This is a genomic window from Burkholderia sp. MBR-1, from assembly GCF_013822785.1.
In the GTDB taxonomy this organism is placed as follows: Bacteria; Pseudomonadota; Gammaproteobacteria; order Burkholderiales; family Burkholderiaceae; genus Burkholderia; species Burkholderia vietnamiensis.
This window is the reverse complement of sequence record NZ_CP053611.1, coordinates 637,575-662,971: the sequence shown is the minus strand read 5'-3', so window position 1 is coordinate 662,971 and position 25,397 is coordinate 637,575. Positions and strand designations below refer to the sequence as shown.

General features: G+C 67.5%; 29 protein-coding genes. 13 read left to right on the top strand and 16 right to left on the bottom strand.

Annotation, left to right across the window (positions count from 1 at the left end; translation table 11 throughout):
* Positions 1 to 30: 30 nt before the first annotated feature.
* Positions 31 to 408, top strand: coding sequence for a hypothetical protein (locus MBR110_RS27505; protein WP_258569998.1), 378 nt, complete (start codon positions 31 to 33; stop codon positions 406 to 408).
* A gap of 19 nt (positions 409 to 427) precedes the next feature.
* On the opposite strand, the gene MBR110_RS27500 is transcribed toward MBR110_RS27505, so the two are convergent.
* The gene (locus MBR110_RS27500) at positions 428 to 1,621 is read right to left on the bottom strand and encodes a Crp/Fnr family transcriptional regulator (RefSeq protein WP_258569997.1); all 1,194 of its coding nucleotides are present in this window, start codon (positions 1,619 to 1,621) and stop codon (positions 428 to 430) included.
* Between the two features lie 109 nt (positions 1,622 to 1,730).
* Positions 1,731 to 1,946, bottom strand: a complete 216-nt coding sequence (locus tag MBR110_RS27495) for a hypothetical protein (protein WP_045579814.1) — start codon at positions 1,944 to 1,946, stop codon at positions 1,731 to 1,733.
* A gap of 560 nt (positions 1,947 to 2,506) precedes the next feature.
* On the opposite strand from MBR110_RS27495, the gene MBR110_RS27490 reads away from it, so the two are divergent.
* From MBR110_RS27490 to MBR110_RS27470, 5 genes are all read left to right on the top strand, one after another.
* Positions 2,507 to 2,956: a CBS domain-containing protein gene (locus tag MBR110_RS27490; RefSeq protein WP_014726054.1), complete on the top strand. Its 450-nt coding sequence runs from the start codon at positions 2,507 to 2,509 to the stop codon at positions 2,954 to 2,956.
* A gap of 78 nt (positions 2,957 to 3,034) precedes the next feature.
* The gene (locus tag MBR110_RS27485) at positions 3,035 to 3,499 is read left to right on the top strand and encodes a hypothetical protein (RefSeq protein WP_045579989.1); all 465 of its coding nucleotides are present in this window, start codon (positions 3,035 to 3,037) and stop codon (positions 3,497 to 3,499) included.
* Between the two features lie 48 nt (positions 3,500 to 3,547).
* Positions 3,548 to 3,730, top strand: a complete 183-nt coding sequence (locus MBR110_RS27480) for a hypothetical protein (protein ID WP_146230240.1) — start codon at positions 3,548 to 3,550, stop codon at positions 3,728 to 3,730.
* 517 nt (positions 3,731 to 4,247) lie between these two features.
* Positions 4,248 to 4,712 carry a hypothetical protein gene (locus tag MBR110_RS27475; protein WP_014726050.1) on the top strand — a complete coding sequence of 155 codons (465 nt, stop codon included), beginning with the start codon at positions 4,248 to 4,250 and terminating at the stop codon, positions 4,710 to 4,712.
* 228 nt (positions 4,713 to 4,940) lie between these two features.
* Positions 4,941 to 5,390, top strand: coding sequence for a CBS domain-containing protein (locus tag MBR110_RS27470; protein ID WP_011880413.1), 450 nt, complete (start codon positions 4,941 to 4,943; stop codon positions 5,388 to 5,390).
* Positions 5,391 to 5,429: 39 nt separating this feature from the next.
* Here the strand turns inward: MBR110_RS27470 and MBR110_RS27465 are convergent, their stop codons facing one another.
* Positions 5,430 to 7,031: a bifunctional aminoglycoside phosphotransferase/ATP-binding protein gene (locus tag MBR110_RS27465; protein WP_176043283.1), complete on the bottom strand. Its 1,602-nt coding sequence runs from the start codon at positions 7,029 to 7,031 to the stop codon at positions 5,430 to 5,432.
* A 373-nt stretch (positions 7,032 to 7,404) separates the two neighbouring features.
* On the opposite strand from MBR110_RS27465, the gene MBR110_RS27460 reads away from it, so the two are divergent.
* The 4 genes from MBR110_RS27460 (at position 7,405) to MBR110_RS27445 (ending at position 9,377) form a co-directional block, all read left to right on the top strand.
* Positions 7,405 to 7,845, top strand: coding sequence for a hypothetical protein (locus MBR110_RS27460; protein WP_181709531.1), 441 nt, complete (start codon positions 7,405 to 7,407; stop codon positions 7,843 to 7,845).
* Between the two features lie 128 nt (positions 7,846 to 7,973).
* Entirely contained in the window at positions 7,974 to 8,444 is a 471-nt protein-coding gene (locus tag MBR110_RS27455) for a universal stress protein (protein WP_011880410.1), read from the top strand.
* A 41-nt stretch (positions 8,445 to 8,485) separates the two neighbouring features.
* The gene (locus MBR110_RS27450) at positions 8,486 to 8,761 is read left to right on the top strand and encodes a DUF1488 domain-containing protein (RefSeq protein WP_045579812.1); all 276 of its coding nucleotides are present in this window, start codon (positions 8,486 to 8,488) and stop codon (positions 8,759 to 8,761) included.
* A gap of 181 nt (positions 8,762 to 8,942) precedes the next feature.
* Positions 8,943 to 9,377, top strand: a complete 435-nt coding sequence (locus tag MBR110_RS27445) for an Hsp20/alpha crystallin family protein (RefSeq protein ID WP_034193566.1) — start codon at positions 8,943 to 8,945, stop codon at positions 9,375 to 9,377.
* A gap of 128 nt (positions 9,378 to 9,505) precedes the next feature.
* On the opposite strand, the gene MBR110_RS27440 is transcribed toward MBR110_RS27445, so the two are convergent.
* Positions 9,506 to 10,171, bottom strand: coding sequence for a nitroreductase family protein (locus tag MBR110_RS27440; RefSeq protein ID WP_060122195.1), 666 nt, complete (start codon positions 10,169 to 10,171; stop codon positions 9,506 to 9,508).
* 229 nt (positions 10,172 to 10,400) lie between these two features.
* Between MBR110_RS27440 and MBR110_RS27435 the strand changes: the two genes are divergently transcribed.
* On the top strand, positions 10,401 to 11,051 hold the full coding sequence (locus tag MBR110_RS27435) for a BON domain-containing protein (RefSeq protein ID WP_059562314.1): 651 nt from the start codon (positions 10,401 to 10,403) through the stop codon (positions 11,049 to 11,051).
* Between the two features lie 573 nt (positions 11,052 to 11,624).
* Here MBR110_RS27435 and MBR110_RS27430 read toward each other — a convergent pair.
* Genes MBR110_RS27430 through MBR110_RS27415 form a run of 4 tightly spaced genes read right to left on the bottom strand, consistent with a single transcriptional unit; the run spans position 11,625 to position 14,748 of the window.
* A complete protein-coding gene (locus MBR110_RS27430; RefSeq protein WP_014726043.1) occupies positions 11,625 to 12,365 on the bottom strand; it encodes an SDR family oxidoreductase in 741 nt (246 codons plus the stop codon).
* Complete coding sequence (locus tag MBR110_RS27425; RefSeq protein ID WP_181709530.1) at positions 12,362 to 13,294, bottom strand: SDR family oxidoreductase; 933 nt, start codon at positions 13,292 to 13,294, stop codon at positions 12,362 to 12,364. The genes MBR110_RS27430 and MBR110_RS27425 overlap by 4 nt, the downstream gene beginning before the upstream one ends.
* 15 nt (positions 13,295 to 13,309) lie before the next feature.
* Positions 13,310 to 14,254 (bottom strand): NADP-dependent oxidoreductase, encoded by a 945-nt coding sequence (locus MBR110_RS27420; RefSeq protein WP_309486122.1) that lies wholly within the window; start codon positions 14,252 to 14,254, stop codon positions 13,310 to 13,312.
* 47 nt (positions 14,255 to 14,301) lie between these two features.
* A complete protein-coding gene (locus MBR110_RS27415; RefSeq protein WP_059562306.1) occupies positions 14,302 to 14,748 on the bottom strand; it encodes an ester cyclase in 447 nt (148 codons plus the stop codon).
* A 112-nt stretch (positions 14,749 to 14,860) separates the two neighbouring features.
* Between MBR110_RS27415 and MBR110_RS27410 the strand changes: the two genes are divergently transcribed.
* A complete protein-coding gene (locus MBR110_RS27410; protein WP_181709529.1) occupies positions 14,861 to 15,772 on the top strand; it encodes a LysR family transcriptional regulator in 912 nt (303 codons plus the stop codon).
* 141 nt (positions 15,773 to 15,913) lie between these two features.
* Here MBR110_RS27410 and MBR110_RS27405 read toward each other — a convergent pair whose 3' ends face one another.
* From MBR110_RS27405 to MBR110_RS27380, 6 genes are all read right to left on the bottom strand, one after another.
* The gene (locus MBR110_RS27405) at positions 15,914 to 17,077 is read right to left on the bottom strand and encodes a GGDEF domain-containing protein (RefSeq protein WP_059605271.1); all 1,164 of its coding nucleotides are present in this window, start codon (positions 17,075 to 17,077) and stop codon (positions 15,914 to 15,916) included.
* A gap of 401 nt (positions 17,078 to 17,478) precedes the next feature.
* Complete coding sequence (locus tag MBR110_RS27400; RefSeq protein WP_059463994.1) at positions 17,479 to 19,236, bottom strand: SulP family inorganic anion transporter; 1,758 nt, start codon at positions 19,234 to 19,236, stop codon at positions 17,479 to 17,481.
* Between the two features lie 201 nt (positions 19,237 to 19,437).
* The gene (locus tag MBR110_RS27395) at positions 19,438 to 19,659 is read right to left on the bottom strand and encodes a hypothetical protein (protein WP_059463993.1); all 222 of its coding nucleotides are present in this window, start codon (positions 19,657 to 19,659) and stop codon (positions 19,438 to 19,440) included.
* Positions 19,660 to 19,799: 140 nt separating this feature from the next.
* Positions 19,800 to 20,840, bottom strand: coding sequence for a TIGR00730 family Rossman fold protein (locus MBR110_RS27390; protein WP_181709528.1), 1,041 nt, complete (start codon positions 20,838 to 20,840; stop codon positions 19,800 to 19,802).
* A gap of 22 nt (positions 20,841 to 20,862) precedes the next feature.
* Positions 20,863 to 21,198, bottom strand: a complete 336-nt coding sequence (locus tag MBR110_RS27385) for a c-type cytochrome (RefSeq protein ID WP_014726033.1) — start codon at positions 21,196 to 21,198, stop codon at positions 20,863 to 20,865.
* 19 nt (positions 21,199 to 21,217) lie between these two features.
* Positions 21,218 to 22,219 carry an Acg family FMN-binding oxidoreductase gene (locus MBR110_RS27380; RefSeq protein WP_059621894.1) on the bottom strand — a complete coding sequence of 334 codons (1,002 nt, stop codon included), beginning with the start codon at positions 22,217 to 22,219 and terminating at the stop codon, positions 21,218 to 21,220.
* Positions 22,220 to 22,395: 176 nt separating this feature from the next.
* On the opposite strand from MBR110_RS27380, the gene MBR110_RS27375 reads away from it, so the two are divergent.
* Positions 22,396 to 23,385: a zinc-dependent alcohol dehydrogenase family protein gene (locus MBR110_RS27375; protein WP_045579798.1), complete on the top strand. Its 990-nt coding sequence runs from the start codon at positions 22,396 to 22,398 to the stop codon at positions 23,383 to 23,385.
* 134 nt (positions 23,386 to 23,519) lie between these two features.
* Here MBR110_RS27375 and fnr read toward each other — a convergent pair whose 3' ends face one another.
* Positions 23,520 to 24,293 (bottom strand): fumarate/nitrate reduction transcriptional regulator Fnr, encoded by a 774-nt coding sequence (gene fnr, locus MBR110_RS27370; RefSeq protein ID WP_014726030.1) that lies wholly within the window; start codon positions 24,291 to 24,293, stop codon positions 23,520 to 23,522.
* 381 nt (positions 24,294 to 24,674) lie between these two features.
* Positions 24,675 to 25,322: a response regulator gene (locus tag MBR110_RS27365; protein ID WP_011880395.1), complete on the bottom strand. Its 648-nt coding sequence runs from the start codon at positions 25,320 to 25,322 to the stop codon at positions 24,675 to 24,677.
* Positions 25,323 to 25,397: the final 75 nt, after the last annotated feature.

Sequence of the window (25,397 nt, the reverse complement as noted above, 5' to 3'; positions counted from 1 at the left end):
GTCCGGCGAAAGTTTCAATGGCAGAGAGGGGTGTCGCAGGCGCTCCGGCCTAGCGGTCCCTTCTCATTCGAGGCCAGTGGTATGAACATGTTTTTTCGTCTGCCCATCGCGCTGCAGGGACACGCGCACGAGCGTTTCGAGGTCGACGCGCAGGACGATGAATCGTTTGCGGCCCATCAGGTCGATTTCATCTGTGCGCTGTATGGGCGCGCCGAGTACCTGCGCGCGTGCGGCCGCGAGGATCCGGTCGGGGACGCGTTTCTGGCAGGCATCGTCAACGTGCTGGAAGCGCTCGAACTGAACTCCCCGGGCAATGCTCAAGGCTGCCTGATGCGGCTGCAGCAGATCATCGACGCGGTGTTCGCGGCACGCGGGCACAGTGCGGTGCGCGACACGCCGCCCGCCTGAACGCGTTTCCCGTCGTGGGTCAGCGCATGGCGAACACGCGTGCGTCGTTGCGACACAGGATGCGGTGGCACTCGCACGCGTGGTGCTCGATCGCGTCGCGATCGACGATCGTGATCAGGCCGGGACGATAGCGGATCGCGCCGTCGGTCTCCAGTTTGCGCAGCGTATTGCGGGCGAGCGCGCCGTCGAACGCCAGTACCCCCGGAAAGACTTTCCTGCTGAACTGGATCGCGTTGCCGTCCAGCCGGTCGAGCGTTTGCAGCAGCCAGCGGCACAGCTGCTCCAGCGGCGAATGGTGATGCCCGCACACGGTGAGTTGCGACATCTGCGCGAGCAATGCCTGCGTATAGCGCAGCAGCAGTCGCTGGAACGTGCCGCCGAGCGAGAATTCCTGTTTGGCGACGTCGGCGTCGAGCCGGTATGCATGGCCCGCGCCCTGGACGACCACGCGGTTGGCCGCGCGCGGCTCGCCGATACATGCAGACAAGCCCACGAGCCCGTCGTTGCCGATCATGGCCAGGCCGAGCGGTGCGCTCGCTTTCGTGGAATGGAAGACGACGCAGGCCGCGGTGGTCGGCAGATACAGGTGGCTCAGGCTGTCGCCTTGCTTGTGGAGCACTTGTCCGGGCGCGAGATCCACCGGTACGAGATGCGGTGCTAGCCGGTCGAGTTCGTCGGCCGGCAGCGCACGCAGCAGCCGGTTGTCCGAAGGCGCGGCACCGGCTGCGCGCGCGCCGTCGCGACTGCCGCGATCGGACTGCGTGCCTTGCGCCACGCGCGCGACGAGTTCGAGATGCTGACGGATCAGGATGTCGCGGTTGCTTTCCGGCAGGAGACTCAGGACCGCGGAGCGCACGTCGTCCTGACCGAGCGCATCGAGGATGCGCAGCTTCGACAGCGTGCCGAGGTCGCTCTTACCGGTGCGCCACGCGGATATCTGGGCGCGGGTCAACCCGAGCGCCTCCGCGAGCTGGGCGTCGCTGGGATAGCCGCCCAGCTTCTTTACTTCGTCGAATAATGCATACCAGTCGTGCACGATGTTCAGCCTGCGACGCAGTCCCGTCGCGAGGGCAACAGGGGATCGGATCAGGCGCCCATTTATAGCATAAATGACGCATGAATCCGCGATCGCGAGCGCGCGAATGGTCGGCGCGGTCGACCGGGACGCGAATCGTGTGATGGCGGCGTCGGGCCGGGGGCGGCTTCGTTCCACCGTGCGTCTATACCGGCTTTCATGTGTCTTTCGCACAGCTTTCGCGGTGCGCGCACGCGCGGTGCGCAAACGCCGGACGGCGACGCCGTGATCGACTCGCGCGTCGCGCTCAAAGGCGGTCGAGCAGCGCGAAGATCTCGTCGGTGCGGCGCAGCAGCGCATTATTGCGCTCGACGGTCTCCCTGACCGCGTTCAGTCTCGCGCGCCAGTACGCGGGATCGCTCACGGATGCGCTGCTCGGGAAGTAGGAGCGTGTCTGCTCGAGCAGACGAATGGAACCTTCGATATGGGACAGCTCGCGTTCGACGTCGCAGTACCAGTTCATTCGTGGTCTCCCGAGGTTGACCGGTGCATGCTGAGCCTCGCGACGCGGTCGTGTCTTGATGCCGCTCAACGCAGCGATTCATCCGATTTTTCGCGGCGACGTTCAGCCGAATCGGCATGCTGCATCGCCGCAGTGCTCGGCTGTCGTCGCGTCGGATCCGTCGTTGACCGCTTCGATTGCTTCGATCGCCGAAGCTCGCCGGATGACCTGCGTCAAGGTCGATCGGCACGTCGGAGCGAAGATCGACGTTCCCGCATGTCGATCGCGATCCGCGTCGGCATGTCGGGTGCCGTCTTCCCATGCACGTCGACGAGGCGGCAGGGATCGTGCGCGCGTTGCTCGCGAATGTGCCGAATCGCCCGACGATTTCGCGTTCCGACGCCGCCGTGTCGCGCTGACTAGCATCAATCCGCGGCGGCGACGCCGCATGTACCGTTGTTCGTATCCGATGCGGACACGAGCCGGTGGCCATCCAATGCGACAGCGAGCCGAAGCAGGGCGTCGTGCGTCGCGACGGGCATCGACCGGTGTTGCGCTGAACTGCTGACGGGAGAATCGACATGAATGCCGCGATGCTTTGCACCCGCGATGTCGCCACGTGTACGACGCAGGCTACCGTCGTCGAGGCGGCCGCCATGATGCGCGACGCCCACGCGGGCGATCTCGTCGTCGTGAGCGAACAGGACGGGCGGCGCGTGCCGGTCGGGATGGTCACCGATCGGGACATCGTGCTGACCGTGGTGCGCGCCGACGCGGCGCCCGGCGCGCTGTTCGTCGGCGACGTGATGTCGGCGCCCGTCGCGCTCGCGAACGCCGACGACGACATCTGGTTGCTCGCGAAGCGGATGCGCCAGCATGGCGTGCGTCGCTTGCCGGTCGTCGGCGCCGATGGGGAACTGGTCGGCGTCGTGTCGCTCGACGACATGCTGCGCGCGGCCGCGGCGCTGCTCGATGAATTGCGTCTCGTCGCTGCGCGTCAGGTGTATTTCGAGGAGAAGCAGCGTGGGTGAGCGGGGGCGGTGCGCGGTGTGCGGCGCAGCAGCCGGCTCGATAACGGCGCGCCTCATCGACCGTGCGTGCGCGATGCGATGACGCGCGATCCCGATCCCGATACGGAGGCCGATACCGCTACGCCCGCCCGGCTGCGCTGGTGGCTCGGCTGCGTCGGTCTCTGCGTGCTGCTGTCGGCAGCCATCACATGGCTCGGTGCGATCTACGACCATCCTGTACGCGAAGGTGTCGTCGCCGGCATGAACGCGTCGGAATGTGCGCGCGTGGGCGTGCGCCCGGCCGGCTCGCTGCTGACCACACCGCTTCCGGAAAATGACTTGTGCATGCCGTTGTTCGTGTATCGCGCGTCGTATCCGGACGCCGCGAGCGACGTCGCGTCGTACCGCACGTGGGTACTCCAGCAGCGCATCGCCGAATTCCGGTATCTGGTCGGCTATGTGCTGTTGCTGTGCGCGACGATTCTGGTCGTCGTCGCGGGGACGGTCATGCTGATCCGGCGGTGGCTGCGGCGTTTTGATCGCGGCGCAGGTATCGATACGTGAGCATCGCCGCTGTGGCATCGGCCAGACGGCACGAACGCCAGAACGACCGTGACGATTTCAGCTGAATTGCACGACGCGCATTGCTTGATGGCGATCGAGACGAGTATCGTCCGGGCGGGACGTTATCGCTGCCGCATCCGTGTGATGCGTCCCACGCCAAACGGCAAGTACGACACGTCACCGATATTCAAGGCCGAGCGCGGCGCTGAAGACCTTGCGCAACTGCCATGACGTGGTGCGAGACGAAGAAGTCCGACGCCTTCACGTTGTAACGCATCGGCACGCGCGTTCCAGCGCGTTCGAACACGCGCGCGGCATGCGGGTCGGTACATTGACCTCCGTCAACCCCCATCGCGCAGCGCGATCGAGAATGATCGCAGCGTTCTCGCGCAGTAGCGGCGACATGTGCGGTTCCTGCCAACGCAGCCGACGGCGGCCCGCGCCGAGCGTTCGTCGACGGCTTCGTTCAGACACCCGCTCGACATGTCGGGCCGAAACCGCATACGCATATGAGGTCACGGTGGAACTGCGCATCATGAATGCCGGCCGCATCGATCCGCAGCGAAAAGCGCGAGAGCAACGAAGAGAGACGCAAGGATGAGTAGGTACGGATACGCCGTTGCAGCGCGTTCGAACGCCGCTTCCCGATGCCCGAAGCGTCGATGCACGCGAGCCTCACTGCATCGTTCGACGACGGCGCGTCGTCCGCGCCATCCGATTCCAATAACCGCCTACGGGAGGAATGATCATGAACTGGCTTGCCGAATACTTCGCGCAGCGCACGAGCCCGCTGGCGCTTTCCATGTGGGCGCATCCGCCGCTCGCGCTCGGGCCGGACGGCCCGGTCTGTCGCGAGCCGTACCGGTTGCCCTATCCGGGCGTCGAACTCGTGTACACGCCGGGCGAAACGGTCGAGCGCGACGGCAATATCTATACGCTGCCGGCGCGCTACGACGCACGCGGGCTGTTCGCCGCGCGCAGCACGGCGCGAGACGACGCCGCATCGTTCTTCCATGAGGTGACGATCTTCGCGCCGTCGCCGTTCAACTCCGACTTCGTGATGACCGTCAACGGCGAGTTTTCGTTCGTGCCGACGTTCTGGCAGGACGGTTCACCGGGCTTCTCGGGAATCTGCGCACCGACAGCCAGCGGCCGCGCGACAGGCGAGCGAAGCGGCCCTCCGTGGCTATTCCAGGGCTATCTCAGCATCTAGGCCGCACCGGGCGGAGCGCGTGCGTGGCCGACGACACACGCCGCGCACATCCGTCGCGCGAGGCGTCGCAGCTGCCGCATCGCCACCCGAACCCCGCCAAAACCCGCACGCCGGACGCACGTTGACGTGAGTCAACCCGGCCGCGGGTGTCGCGCTTACTCTGAATTCGTGGGCACGCGTCGTCGCGGCGCGGGGATCGCCCATGCATCGGGCAACGGGAGCGTCATCATGCACATCGGAAGAATCTGTACCCAGCCGGTCGAGTCGTGCACGGCCGAATGCAGCGCGTTCGAACTGGCCGACCGGATGCGGCACGGGCATGTCGGCGATATCGTCGTGATCGAGTACCGCAACGGCGAGGCCATCCCGATCGGTCTGGTGACCGACCGCGATCTGGTGGTCGAGGTGATGGCGCGCGGCGACGATCCGGCCGACGTGACGGCCGGGCAGATCATGTCGCGCGGTCTGGTCGTGGTGGCGGAGACCGACGAGATCGGCGTCGCGCTCGAGGAGATGCGCCGGTCCGGCATCCGCCGGCTGCCGGTCGTCGACGACGCAGGCCGCCTCGTCGGCATCGTGACGCTCGACGACCTCGTCGAGCATCTCGCCGGATTGCTCGGCGGCGTCGCGGAAGTCGGCAAGCTGCAGCAGATCGAGGAGCACCGGTTCCGCACGTGAGCCACGCGTAAACCTTGCGGCGGCGCGCGCAGCCCGCTTTTACGCGTGCAGCGCCTCGAACAACGGCGCCCAGAACTCGCTGCTTTCGTATGCCGCGGCATCGCAGTCGGTGTCGAAGCGAATCGCGATCGCAGTCTCCGCGTCGGTCAGCGCGTCCGCATGCTCGAGCTGCCGCGCCAGCACGGCGGTGTCGGCATCGGAAGAATCGTTCCCGCGTGCTGCCCTTGCGGCCACGCGTGCGGCGAGCGTGGCCGGGCTCGCGGTGAAATCCAGAATCGCGATGCGCACGCCGCGCCGTGCGGCGAGCGACACGAATGCCGCGCGGTCGGCTTCGCGCAGGAACGTCGCATCGACGATCGCCGTGTAGCCGCTGTCGATGACGGTCGCGGCCGCTGCCAGCAGCCGTTCGTAGATCCGCTCGATCGCCGCGTCCGAATAGGCGCTGGCGGACAGGCGCGTTTCGTCCGGTACGCCCGCGCGCCGCTTGCGCTCGACGTCGCTGGACAGCCGGATCGCGCCGAGCCGCTCGGCCAGCGCGCGGCTGGCCAGCGATTTGCCAGAGCCCGACACGCCGTGACACAGGAGCAGCAGCGGTTGCGCGTCGCGGCGTGTGTCGGCCATCGCCGCTGCAATGCGCAGATAGCGGTCGCGCGCTGCATCGTCGCCCCGCAGTCGCGCGGTCAGGGCGCGCACCAGCGCGCGATAGACGAAATAGCACGGCACCACGCCGAGCGCCGCGTAGTCGCCGGTGCGCGCGAGCCACCCGGACAGCAAGCGGTGCGCGCAATCGTCCCGACCGTGTGCGGAGAAGTCCATCAGCGCGAACGCGAGATCGCTCGCCACGTCGATCCAGCGCAGCGCGTCGTCGAATTCGATGCAGTCGAACATCAGGATGCGGTTGCGCCAGCGCACGATGTTGTCGAGATGCAGATCGCCGTGGCATGCGCGCACGAAGCCCTGCGCGTGCCGCTCGGCGAGCAGCGGTGCGATGCGCGTCAGTTCCGCTTCGTACCACGCGTGCAGCGCGGCTTCGCGCGGCAGCGCGACGTCGAGCGTATCGAGCAGCGGCCGGCACTGCGCGGTCACGCTCGCCGCGCTGCCGAAGTGGCTGCGCGGTGCGTTGCGCGGCGCGTGCAGATGATGGCCGGCCAGCGTGGCGGCGAGCGCATCGGCATCCACGAGGCCGGCGTCGTGCGCCGCGCTGCGAATCGACAGCATCGCGCGGGCGTCGAACCGGCGCATGCGTACGAGGTACTCGCCGGGCGTTGGCTGCCGTTGCCGGCGCGCGCCGGTCTGCACCGGCTCGCCGAATGCGCAGTGTCGGCCGCGCGCGACGAGCGGCCAGACGCCGAGGTACAGCGGGCCAGCGAGCGCGCGATTGAGCGTGTATTCCGCGAGCGCGCAGCGGCGCCGCTGCGCGGGCTGCACGAGATCGACGAACGCGAAGCGCACCGGCTTGATACGTTTGTACGCGTAGCGTCCGGCCAGATAGACGACGGACAGATGCGTTTCGATCCGCTCGATGCGGCCTGCGGGGTGCGGATAGGTTGCCGGGCGGCGCAATGCGCGATCGAACTGGATCGCCTTGCGTCGTGCGTTGGCGCGGCCCAGCGAGAACGATACGTGGCGCGTTCGGGACATGGTGAACGGAGCGGTCGGACGAGGCGCGTGTTCGTCGACGCCCCGCGGGTGGAATTCGCGCGCAAGCCGCAGCGTGCGCCTGTTGGCCGGACGTCGCCGGATCGAGCGACATCGGGCGACCGGCGACGCGACCTCGCTATTGCAGCCGATCGGCGCGCGATCCGGCTTGATACGGGTCAACGCCGCCGTGCAGAGGCACGCTTGATGCAGGTCAACCGCATTCCGCGCAGCAGCAATACAGTCGGTGCCAGTAGTCGCGCAGCGATGCGCGAGCGTGCACGCTGGCGGCATGTGCGTTGCGTCACGGCCGCGGCCGTATGCGTTCACGACGCACGATCGTGTGCGGAATGATTGGTCTGGAGAGGCGTTGGCGATGAAGCGACGGGTATTGGCGATCGGCATGCTGCTCGTGTTGGCCGCGTGTGCGGACACGGAGCAGGCGACCGCGTTCAGGAAGTCGGAGACGCAACTGCTGGCCGCGCGTCAGTCCGCCGCGGTGCAATGTTCGACGGCATCCGAATGCGACCGCGAGTGGGCTCGCGTGCGGCGCTACATCGAAACCCATTCGGCGACGCGGATCACGCGCGCGAGCGCCGACCGGATCGAAACGGCGCAGCCGCATCTGGCCGGCGAAGTCTATCTGTGGGCGTCGCGCACCGCAGCGGGCGACGGCGCGTCGGTGATCCGGCTCAAGGCGATGTGCAAAGGCATGTACGACAGCGCCGGCGGCCCCGGATGGCAATACGATGCATGCGCACGGAAAATTCTCGACATCGAGCGCGGCTTCCGCGCGGACGGGAATCTGCCGGGCTAACGCGCCGCGCTGCCGATCGCTTCACGCTTCCAAACCGTTGACTTCGGTCAACGCCCGCCGGCGGCAAGCGCCGATGATGGAATTGCACCGAACGCCACAGGCGCGTCGGTTCTCCCAGCGAGGTCGGTATGTACAAGAACGTCATGGTCGCCGTGGACGGCAGTCCGTCTTCGAAACGGGCGCTCGACGAAGCGCTGAAGGTCGCTGCGTCGTGCGGCGCGCGCCTGTTCGCGGTGTTCGCCGTCGACAAGTCGATCCTGCTCGCGTACGGCGGGCGCATCGACCCCGACGCGCTGCTCGACGACGTGCGCCGCGACGGCACGGCCGTGCTGCACGACGCGGAACGCGCGATTTCGCATGCGGCCGTCAACGGCGACACGGAGCTCATCGAGACGGAACTCGGGCAGGACGTCGCCGAGCGGCTGCAACGCTATGTCGCCGAGCACGCGATCGACCTCGCGGTCATCGGCACGCACGGGCGACGCGGGGTCCGGCGATTGTTCCTCGGCAGCGTCGCCGAGCGCTTCCTGCGCGGCTCGAGTTGCCCGGTCCTGCTGCTGCGCAGCGACGATCCCGCGCCGGCCAAGACGGCCGCCTAGCGGCCGCGACGAACTGCGCGCTACCTGGTCAGGTCACCATCATGCAGATCTCGTTTCCATCCGAACATCCGACGTATTCCGGCCTCGATCCCGCGCTGATCTTCCCGGCGCTCGTCGAAGGCCGGCGTGTGCGCTGCGCGATCACCGCGGAAGCGCTGGAAGATCACTTTCGCGCGGCCTCGCCGCGCGAGCAGGATCTGGTCGACGCGTTCGCGCGCCATCGTCCTGCGATCGAGCGCGCCGCGCGCTCGCTGCTCGAGGAAATGGGCGGGCGGCCGATCCTGCTGCACAGCGGCTATTTCAGGTTCTGCAGATGAGTGCCGGCCGCCGCCGTCGGCGCGCTTCGAGCGCGCGCGGCGGCGGGCCGGTACGTTGCGTTTCGAACGATCATTCGTCCCTGGCGCGGCAGCGTCGTCGCGCCATTCGATCTTCAGCGCGGCCGCGCCTGTCGGGACGCAAGCGCCGGCCGCACGTCAACCGTCTCAGGAGTTACGAACCATGAGCAATATGACCCGTTACGATCCGTTTTCGATCGAGCCCGTTTCCGACCTGTTCCATGGGCTGTTCAGGCCGTTGCGCGGCATGACGCTTGCCGACCAGCCCGACCTCGCGTCGATGAAGATCGACGTCACCGAGAACGACGGCGCGTACACGGTCAAGGCGGAGTTGCCCGGCGTGGCGAAGGACGACATCGACGTCCAGGTGACCGGCAATACCGTCTCGATCAACGCGAAGGTCGAACGCAACAAAGAACAGAAGGACGGCGAGCGCGTGATCCGGCGCGAACGCTATAGCGGCGCGATCAGCCGTTCGTTCTCGCTGGCCGCGGACATCGACGACGCGAATGCGACGGCGACGTACCAGGATGGCGTGCTGTCGCTGACGCTGCCGAAGAAGGCGCCGGTCGGGCAGAAGAAGCTCACGATCAGCTGAGCGCAAGCGCGTGGCGGGCAAGCGCATCTGCGCATCGCCCGTCGCGAGCAACGAGAAACGATAAGCGGCGCACGGAGCGATCCGTGCGCCGTTTCGTTTCATTTTCGTTGCAGCGGCCGGCGCATGCGTCACCCGTGTGTCGCAGTGTTGCCGACGTGGAAGCCGACCGTCTGCGCGAGGATCGGCAACTCGTCCTCGTTCAGCCGCAGCGCGTCGGCGAGCGCACGGTGGTTGATCCAGCCGCGCACGACCGTCCCGAGGCCGGCCGACGCGCAATATAGCGACACATTCTGCGAGATGGCGCCGGCCGCGACTGCCGCGAACACGTCGCGTTGCTGCGGCGGCATGTCGAGTATCGCGGAAGTGCGCACGACATAGACGAGGTCGAGCGGCGCTCGGCCGACGAAGTCCTGATAGCCGGTCAGGTTGCGCGCATCGACCGCGTGCTTCAGCACGAGGCGGTGTGCGGGCACGTCGTAGCGATAGACGCCGTACGGCAGCGCGACGTACACGTCGATTTCATTGAACGCGTGTGCGGACGGCGCCGTGCGGCCGCCGCTCGCCGGGCGGTTGATCCCGTTCGCGGCCCACAGCATCGTGCCGAGCGTCGCGGGCGGCAGCGGCGCGGCCGCGAATTCGCGGGAACTCATCCGGGTGGCGAGCGCCGCCATCAGCGGCACGTCGCTGTCGAGCATCGGGCTCGGCAGATCGACGATCTCCGGCGACTCGCCGTGCGCAGGGGCCGGCAGTGCAGCGGGCGCCGGCGAGTAGGCCAATCGTTGCGGTTCGGTCATACGAGTCTCCTTCAGGCTTGGATGCGCGTGCCTGGAACGGTGCGCATCTTCGATTTCACGATACGGCGGCGGGGCGGCACCGCATTGACCTCCGTCAACCGACGCGCCGGCCCGGCGCACGAAGCCGCGCGACGCATCCGTTGACCTGCGTCAGCGAGCCGCCGCCGCGCGTGTGCAAATCTGGCTGAGTGCGGCGAACAGGCGCGCCGCGGCTCACAGGAGAGCAACGATGAAAACCGACAAGCAGTTGAAGCAGGACGTCCAGGACGAACTGGAGTCCGACCCGGCGATCGATGCGACACGTATCGGCGTCGAGGTGGCCGACCGGATCGTGACGCTTTCGGGGCATCCGCCGAGCTATGCGGAGAAGCTGGCGATCGAACGCGCGGCGAACCGTGTGGCCGGCGTGAAGGCGCTCGTCGTCGACATGACCGTGCACCTGCTGGACGACGACGTGCGCACCGACGAGGACATCGCGAAGGCGGTGCGGTCGGTGTTGCACTGGACGGTCGGGGTGCACGACGACGCGATCAAGGTGCAGGTCGAGCGCGGCTGGATCACGCTGTCAGGCACCGTCGACTGGGCGTACCAGAGTCATCTGGCCGTGCGGGCGATCTCGCAGATGCGCAGCGTGACGGGCGTGACAGACCACATCGTGGTGCTGGGCACGGTCGGCGCGGACGACATCGGCAGCAACATCAAGCGCGCGATCATGCGCCACGCGGAGCGCGAGGCGAAGCACATCACGATCGACGTGCACGACGGCACCGTGCGGCTGTCCGGCAAGGTCGGCTCGTTTTCCGAGCGCAAGGCCGTGCGCGGTGCTGCGTGGTCGGCGCGCGGCGTGCGTGCGGTCGTCGACGATCTGGTGGTCGAGTAACGCGCGCACGGGTGAAAGGCGGCTCGCGGCGAGACGTTACGTCGGATGGGTGATGCTTCGGTGTGCAGGGCGGGACGCGAGGCGGTCGGTCGCGATCGACACCATCGCGACCGACGCGGGCGGCCTTCGCTGCGGAATATCCATCATCATCGAATCGATGGCTCTTGCGAGCCGATGGTTGCGGAACCCACTCTGAGCGCAACGAGCGCGGGGCGGCAATCGGCACACTGCGCCGATTGCCACGCCGGATCATGTATAAGTCTGGACTGGACCAGACAGACAGTGCCAGATCGTCTGACTCGGTTCGGCCAGGACGCTACACCCAAGCATTGCGTCACTCAGTCATTCGGAAAGCCGAAGCTGATCCGCTATCGGCCATTCAATGCGGTAAAGCCTCACTCATTGGCCGAATCAAATGATCGGTTCCATGGTGCCGCGCAAATCAAATATCAGGAGCGGCCGATCAAGTCGCACCTCCCGGATTCCATGAGATCCATGAGACGCCCGCCGCACGACGTATGCACGCAGCGGTCCCCACGCCGATACCATACATGCCGTGCGTACGACCGTCCGTCACGCAAATCCACCATTAACCCGCACGATCTGCGAATTGATCCACGCTCCGTCCCGACCCACGAGGAACGAGACCGCATTGGCGATATCTACCGGTTGTCCAAGTCGTTCCAGCGGCGCCATTTTCGCGAGCATCGCCACCTGTTCTTCGGTTTTGCCGTCGAAAAACAGTTCGGTTGCGACGGGGCCAGGCGCGATCGCATTGACCGTGATGTTGCGTCCGCGTAGTTCGTTGGCGAGCACGTGGACCAGGCCTTCGACGGCCGCCTTCGAGGCGATATACGGCCCGTAGCCCGGCGACGCCTTGGCGATTGCGCTGGTGGACAAGGCTACGATGCGCCCACCATCGCCCAACACCTCGGCGGCTTTGGCGAGTACCAGAAAGGTGCCACGCACGTTGATGGACATCATGCGATCGAACGCTGCCGCGTTGCCGGTCTCGATCTTCGCCATGCTCATTACGCCGGCATTGCTGATGACTGCATCGAGTCGGCCGAAGGCCTGTTGCGCCGCCGAGAACAGGCGCGCGACATCGTCCGCGTCGGACACGTCGCCCTGTACTGCAATGGCCGTGCCGCCGCGCGCCTTGATTGCCGCGACTGTCGCGTCGGCCTGGGCACGGTTGCCGGCATAACCTGCCGCGACGGCGAAGCCGTCGTCGGCGAGCCGCAGCGCGATCTCCTTGCCGATGCCGCGAGATGCGCCCGTCACGATAGCGGCGCGATCGGGTTGCGTCCTCATGCTTTCATCTCCTCGCGTGTTGCGACGGGCGGCGGCAAGATCAGGTCTTCCAGGCCCATCCTGCGCAAAAACGCGACCTGCTTCTCGTGATGAACCGCATCGATTGCTTCGGTACCCTTGCGCTGGCCATCGACGGTTACGCGCAATGGCCGGTGGCCGTGCGGCATCGCCAATACATCGAGCGCCGCCGTACCGACCGCCGATACATCGAGCGCGCCGCCGTTCACCGCATCGATGGAAGCGAGCTTCTCGCCGAGACCCGCGATTCGCTGTGCCAGCGGGCCGTATTGCCGCTCGATGGTGGAATACGCAGGCGAACCCGCATCGGAGAAATGTTCGGTGCCTGAAGTAAAGGCGCCGGGGACGAGGATCACGCTGTCGATGCCCGACGGCCGCACTTCCATCGCCATGATCTCGGCGAGAGCATCGCCCGCCGCCTTGCTCGCGGTATACGGCCCGAGGAACGGCTCGTGCAGGCGCGACGTGGTGCTGCCCACGTACATCAACAGACCGCGGCCTTGCCGACGCATCGCGGGCAGCGCCGCGCGATTCACTCGCAGCCACGACAGCGCGTTGGTATCGATGATCTGCGCCGCCTGTTCCACCGAGAATGCTTCCGTCAGGCCCACCATCAACATGCCGGCGTTGTTCACGACCACGTCGATGCGTCCCTGCTGCGCGAGGATGAAATCGACGGCGGCACGGCAGGCCGTCTCCGACAGCACGTCCAGTTCGAGCACGTCGAGCGCGAGCGATTCCCGTCGTGCGAGCTGCTGCAGCGCGTCGCTGCGTTCGCGATCTTTCTCTTGCGGATCGCGCATGCTCGCATAGACCCTATGTCCTCCGCGTGCAAGCGAGAGCGCGATCGCCCGTCCGATGCCGGAGCCTGCGCCCGTTACCAGCACCACCTGATTCGTTTCGTATGTCATCGTCCGGCTCCTCGATCAGATGCGCGTGCGGATAAGCACCTTGCCGCGCGTATGACCCGTCGCGAGCTTCTCGAGCGCGGCGCGCGTGTCTTCCAGCGGGAAGATCGAATCGATGACGATCTGCAACTGCCCCGCCCGGAACTGCCTGACCGCTTCGGGAAGCGAAGGCGTCGCGCTTCCGAAGAACACCGCCTCACCGATACGCCCGTTTCGCGACGCGATGCCGAACTCCACCAGCGTCGCGATGCGGCCGCCCTCGCGCAACACCGCCCACGACTTCTCCAGCGTCTCGCCGCCGATCGGGTCGAGCACCAGATCGATATTGCGCATCTGTGCAAAGTCCTGCGTGCGGTAGTCGATCACTTCGTCCGCGCCGAGGCTCTTCACCAGTTCGATATTGCCTGCCGATGCCGTGGCAATCACATACGCGCCCGCCAGGTGCGCCTGCTGCACGGCCATGCTGCCGATGCCACCGGCTGCCGCATGGATCAGCACGCGCTGTCCCCGTTGCAGGCGCCCTGAATCGAACAGCGCCTGACGCGCTGTGCCGAATGTGGTCGGCAGCGACGCCGCCTGCTCAAAACTCATTCCGGCAGGAATCGCGCACAGCTCGGCGGCCGCGATCACCAGCTGCTGCGCGAATGCGCCGCCCGCACTCGGCGCACTGCGGCCGAATACGCGGTCACCCGGCTGCAGATGCGTGACATGCTCGCCGATCGCCTCGACCACGCCGCCGAAATCGGTGCCCGGCGTGTAGGGAAGGGCGACGGGGAAAACCTGTTGCATGTAGCCTGCGACGATCTTCAGGTCGAGCGGATTTGCGGCCGCCGCTTCGATGCGGACGATGGCCTCATCGGGCCGCATGTCCCGCAGTGCGGTCTCGCCGATGCTGACGACATCGGGATGGCCGAAGGTGGTGACGACTGCTGCTTTCATGGTTTGCTTGAGGGCGATGCTCACGGGTCCCGTCCAGGTTTCAGAGGTTCGAGATTTCGGAACGAGGCAGCTCAGGCTTGCGTCGGAAACTGGCCGAGTTGAAGGAACAGGCCGAACCAGTCCTCCATGTGCCACGTGGTGGTTACGCGCTGACCGTCCAGCGCGTGGAATTCGTGCAGGCGGAAGCGGACCTGCTTGCCGGTCGGGGCGATTCCGAACAGTTCGCCGCGATGCGTGCCGGTAATTTCGGCGCGCACCGCGATCTGCCCCGGCACCTGGACCATGTCGTGAATGACGATGCGCACGTCGGGGAAGGCCTGCGCAAAACTGCCAATGATCGGCTTGATGCCGGCCGGCCCAGGACCCTGGCCCGGCGCAAGCGGAATATCTTCCCAGTCAGGGGCGAGCACCGTGTCGACAAGGTCGGGGTCGTTGTCGCTGAATGCGCGGTACAGCGTTTCCACGGCCACGCGTTCGATGCGCAGGCGCTCGGAGAGTTGGGAGTCGATGGCGGTCATGGTTTTGCTCTCGTGGTGGCGTCGTCGTGACGTTGCGGTTGGAGGTGACGAGAGTGTGCGCCGCCGGTAGAATCCATCAAACAAATAACCGATATAAATGATTATTTGATTTATGGATTTTCATGGCATCGATCTGAATCTGCTGGCCGCCTTCGACGTCTTGATGAGCGAGCGCAACGTCACCCGGGCGGCGGCACTGGTCGGCGTGAGTCAGCCGGCGATGAGCGCAGCACTGTCCCGGCTGCGTACCCTGCTCGGCGATCCGCTGTTTCTGCGCAGCGCGGATGGCCTGCTGCCCACGCCGCGCGCGCGCGAACTGGCCGAGCCCATTTCGCAGGCGCTACGGCAGATCGAAGCGACCCTGGTGAAGCAGCCGGAGTTCGTGCCGGGCAAGGCGGCGCTCGCGTTCAACCTGGGGTTGTCGGACTACCCGGCGTTCGTGCTTCTGCCCGCGCTGCTGGAAGCGCTCGGCGAGCAGGCGCCCGGCATCGCGATCAACGTGCATGCGTTCAACGACCGCGACGATGCGGTGGACATGCTCGATGCAGGCGAGGTCGATGCGGCCATCGGCGTACCGCCTACGCAGCCGGTTGGCCGAATCCTCACTCGTCCGATCCTGCGCGACGAGTTCGTGACGATCGTCGCGAGTCATCATCCGGCGGCGCGGCGCGGAATGAGCATGAAGTCTTATCTGTCGCTGCCGCATGCGCTGGTGTCGCCGGAAGGGCAACGGCATGGGCTGGTGGACGAGGCGCTGGCGCAACAGGGCATGCAGCGCACGCTCGCGCTGACGCTACCGCAGATGTTCGCCGTGCCGGCGGTCGTCGCGCGCACGGCGATGACCGCGACGGTCCTGAAACGGGTCGCGCTCAATTCGCCCGCAGGCGGCAAGCTGGTGTTGTTTCCGCCGCCTATGCCGCTGCCGGATATCGTCTTTCACGTGATGTGGCATCGGCGTAGCGAAGGCAATCCGGCGCAGCAATGGTTGAGAGCGCTCATCGAGTCGGTGGCGCAAGCGCTATGAAGCGGTGCGGCGAAAGCGAGCGGGAACAAGCCCGAGTGAACGCCGCTGGCCTTCACTCTTGGACCATCCGAAGCCCAATCGGGCGCCTCAGTGCGCCGCCGCGATCACACCGAGGTGGATCGGCTTTGACGTGCCAGTAGTTCAATGCGTTTCGAGGTCGCGCTCGTCGACCTCGGACGCCGTCACGACTCGATTGCGCCCTGTCGCCTTCGCCATGTAAAGCGCCGCGTCGGCCCGCGCCAGGGCGCCCGCCAGCGTATCGCCGGGCGTGACGCATTCGACCCCCGCGCTGAACGTGCAGCGCACGCCTTCGTTTGGCGATCGTTCTACCGCGAGCCGCAGTTCGTTCGTCAATGCCGCTGCGTCGGTCATGCCCGCGTCCACGAACACGATCGCGAACTCCTCTCCACCCAGACGCCCGAAAAGGTCGCACGACCGCAGGCGCGCGGACACCACCGACGTGACATGTCTGAGGATTCGGTCGCCGACCGCATGGCCAAAGCCGTCGTTGACGGCCTTGAACTTGTCGATGTCCAGAATGGCGATCGACAGCGGTTTGCCCTTTTCCGGCGCTTCGCGAAGCAGGACGCTCGCCCTCGCCATGAACGCACGCCGCATGAGTACGCCCGTCAGTTCGTCGATACTCGCGAACTGTTCCATCTTTCGGACGAGCCGATCGTGCGCGAGCATCACCATGCCGGTCGACATGCACGGCAACGTGACGATCGCGAGCCCGAGAAACAGGACATTCCAGGGTGACGGTTGCGGAAAGGCCATGTGCGGCATGCCGAAGGCGGCCGCGACGGCTCGCGTGACGTGGAACAACGCACCCAGATAAGCGGCGGCGGCGACGAAGCGATAGGGGTAGCGCGCTCCGTCACGCGGCGCGTGACGCAGCGCCAACGTACCCACGGCGATCCGTGCATAGGCGAGGAGGCTCGATGTGAGCGCGACCTTCGCGTCGATGTTCGGCGACACGCACGTGAAGTACACCAACGCAACGCAGACGATGGCGAACGCCGCCGACTCTACGTGCCACGCCGGATCCTTGCCGAAAAACTGACGCATCCCCTGCACGAGCAGCAGCACCGCCACAAGCGTGATGAGCGCAGCGCCGAGGGTCACGATCTGTCCTGGCTGAGCGCCTGCGATGAACACCCACGACGATGCAGCGGTAAGCAGCGCGTGAGCCACGCACCAGCGGCCTATGCCCGGCACCGCAGTCCGGAGCAGCGAACCAAGGACGGCGACGCTCATCAGGCAAGACAGGATCACGATACCTATCAGAGCGAGCGGGGTGAGCATGAGATCGGGGCAGGTGACAAGAGAAGGACGCAGCAGGATAAACGAGACGGCGCTCGACGAATGAAAGTCATACGAAAACGAATCGACTCGCTGGCACCGCTGCGGCGGCGAGTGCGCATCGTATCGCATGTGCGGGTCTGGAAAGTATGTATGGATCATGCGCGGGCATTGCCATCGCTGGAGTCGCGTTCCCGGTCCGAGGCAGAATCAGGCATCGCGCGATCCGGTGTTAGCAGCCTTCGAGTGATCGCTTGCGCTCGAGTCGAACGGCGGCGCCGGGTCGATCGCGGCCCGTGACGAAGTGACGACCAGGCAATCCCGGACCTGAACTCCCGCTGACTGAGAGATCGAGTCTTGCCTAACGCAGACCATGCTCGACGCAGCCGACACCTCCAGCACCCCTAACGCGCCTTCCGCGCCGCCCGCTTGCGCATCGCGCGTTTCTTCTTGCACGCGCGCGCATGCCCCTCGGTTCGCTGAACGTGCCGGGCAACCGCATCGGTGACGGTCGGAAAGAAGCTCGCAGTGCCGAACACGTCGAACAGCCCGTAAGCGCGCAGCCGATCCTTCACCGGCCCCTTCATCTCCGCGAAATCGAGTTCGATGCGTTGCTCCGCCAGTTCGGCGTGCAGCGCGACGAGGCGGTCGGCGGCGCTCACGTCGATGTCGGTAACCGGCTCGGCGGCCACCACGATGCGCGTGACCGGGCTCGCCGAGCGCGCGATCGCGGCGTGCAGGTGTTCGCAGAAGATCTCGACGTTCGCGTAGAACAGCGGCGCATCCCAGCGGAACAGCACGAGCCCCGGCGTCTGCGCCGCGTCGGGATGCCGGCCGACGTCGTGATAGCCGCGCACACCGGTCAGTCGCCCGAGCACCGCATCGTACGGGTGCCACGCGCGCCACACGAACGACAGCAGCGACAGCCCGCTCGCGAGCAGAATGCCCGGCACGACGCCGATCGCGATCACGCCGGCAAAGCACAGCACCGAGATCAGACATTCGCCGCGGCGCATCCGGTACAGCCGCACGACGCTGCGGAAGTCGGCGATCCCGCATGCCGCGTAGATCACCACGGCGGCCAGCGCGGTGCGCGGCACGTACGTGAGCAGCGTCGGCGCGGCGAGCAGCAGGATCGCGATGCACGCCGCCGCGACGACGTTCGTCAGCTGGCTTTGTGCGCCCGCGGCGATCGCGACCGGCGTGCGCGACGCGCTGCTGCTGACTGCGCAACCCTGCGTCACGCCGGTCAGCAAGTTGGCCGCGCCGAGCGCGATCAGCTCCTGGTTGCGGTCCGGCGTGTCGCCCGCACGGGCGGACAGCGCGCGCGACAGCATGCTGATATCGGCGAACGACACCAGCGCGACGGCGAACGCGCCGGACGCCAGTGCGCCGAGGTCGGCGAGCGACACGGCCGGAAGGCGCGGCGCGGGAATGCCGCCCGGCAACGCGCCGATCGTCGCGACGCCGGGCAGCGGCCACAGCCTCGTCGCGATCGTCGCGCCGATCACGGCGAGCAGCACGCCGGGCCAGCGCGGCAGCGCGCGCTTCATCAGGAAAATGGCTGCCAGCACACCTGCGCCGAGCACGCCCGCGGCGACGGAAAACCGGCCGTCGACGAGCGCATGCGCGATGTGCTGCACGCCGGCGAAGACGTCGCCGCCCGACGTTTGCATGCCGAGCAGCTCCGGCAAGCGGCCGATCGCGAGCGCGACGGCGATGCCGTTCAGGTAGCCGTACTGGATCGGGCGCGACAGCAGATCGGTGACGAAGCCGAGACCGAGCGCACCGAGCAGGATGCAGATCGTCCCGGCCGACAGCGCCAGCGCGCCGGCCAGCGCGATCGCGCGCTGCGGATCGTGAGCGGCGAGCGGCGTGATCGCGCTGGCGATCAGCGCGGCCAGCGCGGAATCGGGCCCCAGCACGAGGATGCGGCTCGGGCCGAACAACGCATACGCGAGCAGCGCGGCGATCGTCGCGTAGAGCCCGGTGATGGCCGGCAGGCCGGCCGCCTGCGCGTAGCTCATGCCGACCGGCAGCAGCACGGCCGACAGCGCGAGGCCCGCGTACAGGTCGCGCGACAGCCACGCACGCTGGTAGTGGGTAAGCAGTGCGAGGCCGGGGAGCATGCGCGCGACGCGCGCGGACCAAGGCCGGTTCATCGCGGGTTCGACGGGCAGGGATGGGCGTGCAATGGGATACGTGCTCCGACGGGCAGTCGCATCAGCGCGACGCGGCCCGCACCGCGCAGCGGAGCCGGCGCCAGCTTCGGCGGGCGAGCCGACGCGTACGCATACGCACGTGGCGCGCGGCGCCATCGCGCGGGTCGTGGAGGCCGCGGCGCGGCAGCGTGAAGCGCGGCATCACGTCGCCTCGAGCACCGACCGCTGCAGCGCCTGCGCGAACCGCGCCAGCGTCGCGATCGAACCCGTCACGCTTTCGTAGCGCTCGCGCCCGATCTGTCCGTCGAGCGTCACGAGCATGCCGGCGTCGCGGGCGAGCGCGACGAGCGCGGCCGTGTCGAGTGCAGCCGCGCGCGTGTCGGCCTGCATCGCAGAATCGGAACGATAGTCGGCGTATGACATGGCGTCTCTCCTGGTTGCCGTGCGAGCGGGGTGCCGGGCGGCCGGTATCCGTGAATTCAGTATCGACGCCGCGCGTGCGCGATTCAATCAGCGCGCCCCGAAGTCGCGGTAGGAATCGTGCACGGCGCGTCGGCCGATTCCTACACGGCCCGCGGCTTCGGCGCAGCCCTGCGCCGCACCGCGCGTGTCGGCCTGCGCTGCGCGTACCAGCTGCCGATCGCATGCCAGATCTCGGGCGCAGTCTCGCAGTAGGTGAACAGCTCGAGATCGCGGCGATCGATCATGCCTTCGTCGGCGAGGAACGGCAGGTCGACCGCGCGACGCCAGTACGCCTCGCCGACGAGAATCACCGGCAGCGGCGCGATCTTGCGCGTCTGCAGCAGCGTGAGCACCTCGAACAGCTCGTCGAACGTGCCGTAGCCGCCCGGGAAGAACACCGCGGCCTTCGCACGCTCGAGCAGGTGCAGCTTGCGGATCGCGAAATAGTGGAAGCTGAAGCAGAGCGACGGCGTGATGTACGGATTCGGCCGCTGCTCGCGCGGCAGCTCGATATTGAAGCCGATGCTCGGCGCGCCGCGCTCGTAGGCACCGCGATTGGCAGCTTCCATGATGCCGGGGCCGCCGCCGGTGACGACCGCGAGCCGCGCGCTGCGCGCGCACCGGTCCGCATGGGCGACGATGCGTCCGAACTCGCGGGCGACGCGGTAGTACGCGCTGTGTTCGACGAGCCGGCTGGCGGCCGTCACCGCGCGGCGCCGGACGGCGTCGTGCGGGCGTGCCGCGAGCAGCCGGTTCGCGTCGTCGAGTCGTGCGTTCGCGACCGACGGCGCGACGATGCGCGTGCTGCCGTAGATCACGACCGCATGGCCGATGCGCTCCATCTGCAGCCGCTCCTCGGCCTTCCAGTAGTCGAATTGCAGCCGGATGCCGCGCATGCCGGCGCCCTGCAGCAGCGTCGCGTCTTCGTCCACGGGTGTACGCGCCGCGCGCTTCGTGATGCGCCGGACCTGGCGCGCGATGCCGAGCCGATCGTCGTGGCCGACCAGCGCGCCGGGGCGCCGGCATGCGCGTTTGCCGCGCGCCTTCGCGGCAGGCCGGTCGCGCGGCGTGCGGCGCGCGGTCTTGCTCTGCACGGCAGCGGCGGACCCGCGTTTGAGCGGGGGTTTGACTACGGTCGACATGAGCGGAAGGGCAATGCGAAGGTCACTGGCTCAGCACCCATTGCACGAGCCGATGCGCGTCGTCCGCGGACAACGGGCCGCCGCGATCGATCGCCGACGGCATCGGCGTGTCGCCCCAATGCGCGCGGCCGCCGACGCGCAGCTTGCGTTCGAGTTCGGCGGCGGCGTGCGGATCGTCGCGGTAGCGTTCGGCGATCGCGTGGAACGACGGCCCGAGGAACGCCATGTCGCCCGTGTGGCAGAACATGCAGTGCTGCGCTTCGACCAGCTCGGTCGGCTCGGGCACGGCCGTCTGCGCGGCGGCCAGGCCGGCCGTCGCGGCGAACACGCACAACGCTGCGCTACGCAGGAGTTTCATCTGGTGGTCCTTGCAGGAATCAGGAGATCACTTCGTCGAGCGGGCGGCGCGGTGAACGCGGCGCCTGCGGGCCGCGCCCGACGCGCAGCAGCAACTGCGGCTCGCCGTGCAGCCCGAGCACGTGGCACAGGTGCGCGCGCAAAGCGGGCGTCTCGATCGGCTGGTTCAGGTACGACGCCGTATAGCCGCCGCGCGTCGCGACCAGCAGGATCCGCTCGAGCGCCTGTCCCGCGGCGAGCCACGCGTCGCGGTCGTCGCGCGCGGTCGCGATGCAGACGATCAACGGCGACGCGTCGACGAGCTGGTGATGCAGCGCGGCGAGGCCGTTGCCGATATCGAAGGTCCGCACCGCCATCGTGACGACCGGCGCGGCGAAGTCGAGCAAGGTCGGTACGCCCGCGGCGAAGGCCGGCATCCCGTCGGTATGCCGGCGCGGATCGATCCAGCTCGCCAGCTCGCGGCGAAAGCGCGGATCGGCGAACTGCTGACGATCGGCTTCGGCGACCAGCTCGGCCACTCGGGCGCGATTCGCGAGCGCATCGATGCACGCGACCTCAGCGCCTTCCGCGACGCCCGCCGCGATCAGCGCTTGCTGCAGGTCGTCGGGCACCGCGCTCGCGTCGAACGGTGCACGCGTCGTCACGCGCTCGGGGATCGCATCGAACAGCGCGCCGAGCGCGGCGTCCGAATAGCCGTCGTCGCAGACGCGCACGAGCGCCAGCAGATCGGGATCGACTTCCGACGGAAACGTCGTGATCGTGTGCGCGAGGCCGGCGTGGTCGAGCGCGACGCGCAGATTGAGCAGCGCCGCGCCGCAACTGATGATCAGCTCGCGGTCGAACGGATCGACCACCGGCAACGCACGCATGCGATCGGCGCACACCGAGATCGTCGCGCCGTTGACGACGAAGCGCCACGGCTGCGAGTTGTGGCTCGACGGGGCCAGCACCGCATAGGCCAGCAGCGCCTTCAGCTGGTCTTCGGGATGGGCGCTCGCGGCAAGGGGGGGAACGGATATCATTCGGTCATCTCCAACGCGTCGCTCGGGCGGCGTCACGCCACTTCATCGTGTCAGGAACGGCCGGGTGCCCGTTGACCCACGTCAAGCGCGCGTCACCGCGCCGTGCAGACCGGCTGCGCTGCGATTAGCGTTGCAACACGAAGCGCGCGAAAGCGATTCGCGCGAAGGAGAAAAGCATGCTTGCGATGATGTTCGACGGCACGACGCCCACGCTGCGCGAGGCGCGCGTGCCCGACCCGGTGCCCGCAGCCGGCCAGTTGCTGATCGACGTCCATGCGTGCGGCGTATGCCGGACCGATCTGCATGTGGTCGACGGCGAGCTCGCGCATCCGAAGCGGCCGCTGATTCCCGGGCACGAGATCGTCGGCACGGTGCGCGCGCTGGGCGCGGGCGTCACGGGCTTCGCCGTCGGCGATCGCGTGGGCGTGCCCTGGCTCGGCGCGACGTGCGGACACTGCGCGTATTGCGCGTCCGGCCGCGAAAACCTGTGCGACAGCCCCGGCTTCACCGGCTATACGATCGACGGCGGCTATGCGGAACGCACCGTGGCCGACCATCGCTATTGCGTGCATCTGCCGCGGCGCTATTCCGACCTCGAAGCCGCGCCGCTGCTGTGCGCGGGGCTGATCGGCTACCGCACGCTGCGCATGGCCGGCAACGCGCAGCGCATCGGCATCTACGGCTTCGGGGCGGCCGCCCATCTGGTCGCGCAGGTCGCGTTTTTCGAAGGACGCAAGGTGTTCGCGTTGACGCGCCCCGGCGATGCCGCAGCGCAGCAGCTCGCGCTGTCGCTCGGCGCGGTGTGGGCCGGCGGCAGCGACGAAATGCCGCCCGAGCCGCTCGATGCCGCGCTGATCTTCGCGCCGGTCGGCGCGCTGGTGCCGGCAGCACTGCGCGCGGTGGACAAGGGTGGGATCGTCGTGTGCGGCGGCATTCACATGAGCGACATCCCCAGCTTTCCGTACGCGTGGCTGTGGGGCGAGCGCCGGATCGCGTCGGTGGCGAACCTCACGCGTGCGGATGCGGTGGAATTCATGCGGCTCGCCGACGCGATGCCGCTGCGCGTCGAGGCCGTGCGCTATGCATTGACCGATGCGAACCGCGCGCTCGACGATCTGCGCGCCGGCCGCGTGTCGGGCGCGGCCGTGCTCGGGATGGGCGGGTGAGCGGTTGAGTGGCCGAATGGGCCGAATGGGCTGAGTGGGCCGATTGGTTGAACGGCGCCGCGCGCGCCGTTTCGGTCCGCTCCGAGTGGTTCGGCGCCGTTGGGATCCTCGTGGATCCGTTTGGCGCCGCGCGCTCAGATTTGCCCGAGGCCTTCCGAATCGACGATCCGGATCTGCTTGCCTTGCGCGGCGACGAGCCCCTTGTGCTGGAACTTCGACAGCATGCGGCTGACGGTCTCGAGCTTCATCCCGAGATATTCGCCGATCTCGTCGCGCGTCATCCGCAGCACGAATTCGGCGGCCGAGTAGCCGCGCGCCTTGAAGCGGGCCGACAGGTTCAGCAGGAACGCGGCCACGCGCTGTTCGGCGCTCATCGTGCCGAGCAGCAGCATCTGCGACGATTCGCGGACGATTTCGCCGCTCATCATCTGGTACAGGTGGTGCTGCATCGGCCGGACTTCGCGGCACATCTGCTCGAGCTGGCCGAACGGGATGATGCAGACCGTGCTGTCTTCGAGCGCGATCGCGTCGCCGTTGTGCTGCCCTGCGTGGAGGCCGTCGAGCCCCAGCGATTCGCCGACGATCTGGAAGCCGGTGATCTGCTCGTCGCCGTCGCGATGCATGACGATCGTCTTGAACGACCCGGTTCTCACCGCATAGATGCTGTTGAACGCGTCGCCGGCGCGGAACAGCGTCTCGCCGCGCTTGACGTTGCGCGTCGTGCAGATCATCGCGTCGATGCGTGCGAATTCTTCGGTCGACAGGTCGGCCGGCATGCATACGGTGCGCAATGCGCACGACGAGCAGCGGGACGTGGCGCGCTTCGGCTGGTCGGCAGGCTCGACGCGGTGCAGCGGGATGAACGGGCGGGACGGCAGGTTCGTCGCAACATTCGCAATGGTTTGCATGATCGGCTCCAGTTGGGGGCAGCGTCGGCCCGCCATCGGGCGGACTCGCGCTGACCGTTGTACCGGCGGCCTTGGTTTCTGCCGCCTTCCTGTGGGGACGCCTCGCTGACGCGTCCGGCGCGCCGGGAGACCGCTACGCCGGTCTCCTCGATGCCGCCCATGCTCCGCGAGGCACGTTCGGTGTTTTTGTTGAAATGGAGTATGGATGTTGCGCGACGTCAAGGAAATCAGCCGGAATTGAAGTTGCGGTAGGCGAGATGGAAGCCTTGTAGGGCGTTTCCTACACGCGCGCGGCGCGTTGCCGCGCGGGTCGCCGCCGCGGCGTCGGGAGCCGCGCCGTCGCGGAAGGCGCGCGCCGGCGCGGGCGGCCGGCGCCGCCCGTCAGAGTTCGTCGGGGTCGTCGAACAGCTTGTGGCGCATCGCATAGCGCACGAGTGCCGTGTCGTTCGCCATCTGCATCTTCTCGAGGATCCGCATCTTGTAGGTGCTGACCGTCTTCACGCTGACGTTGAGCGCGTGCGCGATTTCGGAAATCGACTCGCCGGTCGTCACGCGCCGGAACACGTCGAATTCGCGGTCCGACAGGCGCTGGTGCGGCAGCAGATCGGTCGGCTCGTTCAGGCTCTGCGCGAACTGCTCGGCCATCGTCAGGCTCACGTAGACGCCGCCGGCCGCGATCTTGGTCAGCGCCGCGACCAGTTCGGCGCTCGCGCTTTCCTTCGTCATGTAGCCGGCCGCGCCCGCGCGGAACGCGCGCACCGCGTATTGCTGCTCCGCGTGCATCGTCAGCACCAGGATATGCAGCGCCGGCTTCTCGTCCTTGATCTGCTTGATGAGTTCGACGCCGTTGCGGCCGGGCATCGACAGGTCGAGCACGAGCACGTCCGCGTCGCGGTCGCGCACCAGCGCGATCGTCGACGCGCTGTCCCGCGCTTCGCCGACCACCTCGAAGTCGCTGGCGCTCTTCAAGATGTGCCGCAGGCCGTCCCTGACGAGGGCGTGGTCGTCGGCGATGAGTACCGTGATCATGTCGGCGCGTCCTCCTGCCGGATATCGTTTGCGGCCGGCGCCGCCGGCCGCGTTCGCGCCGTGCGCGGCAGCCGC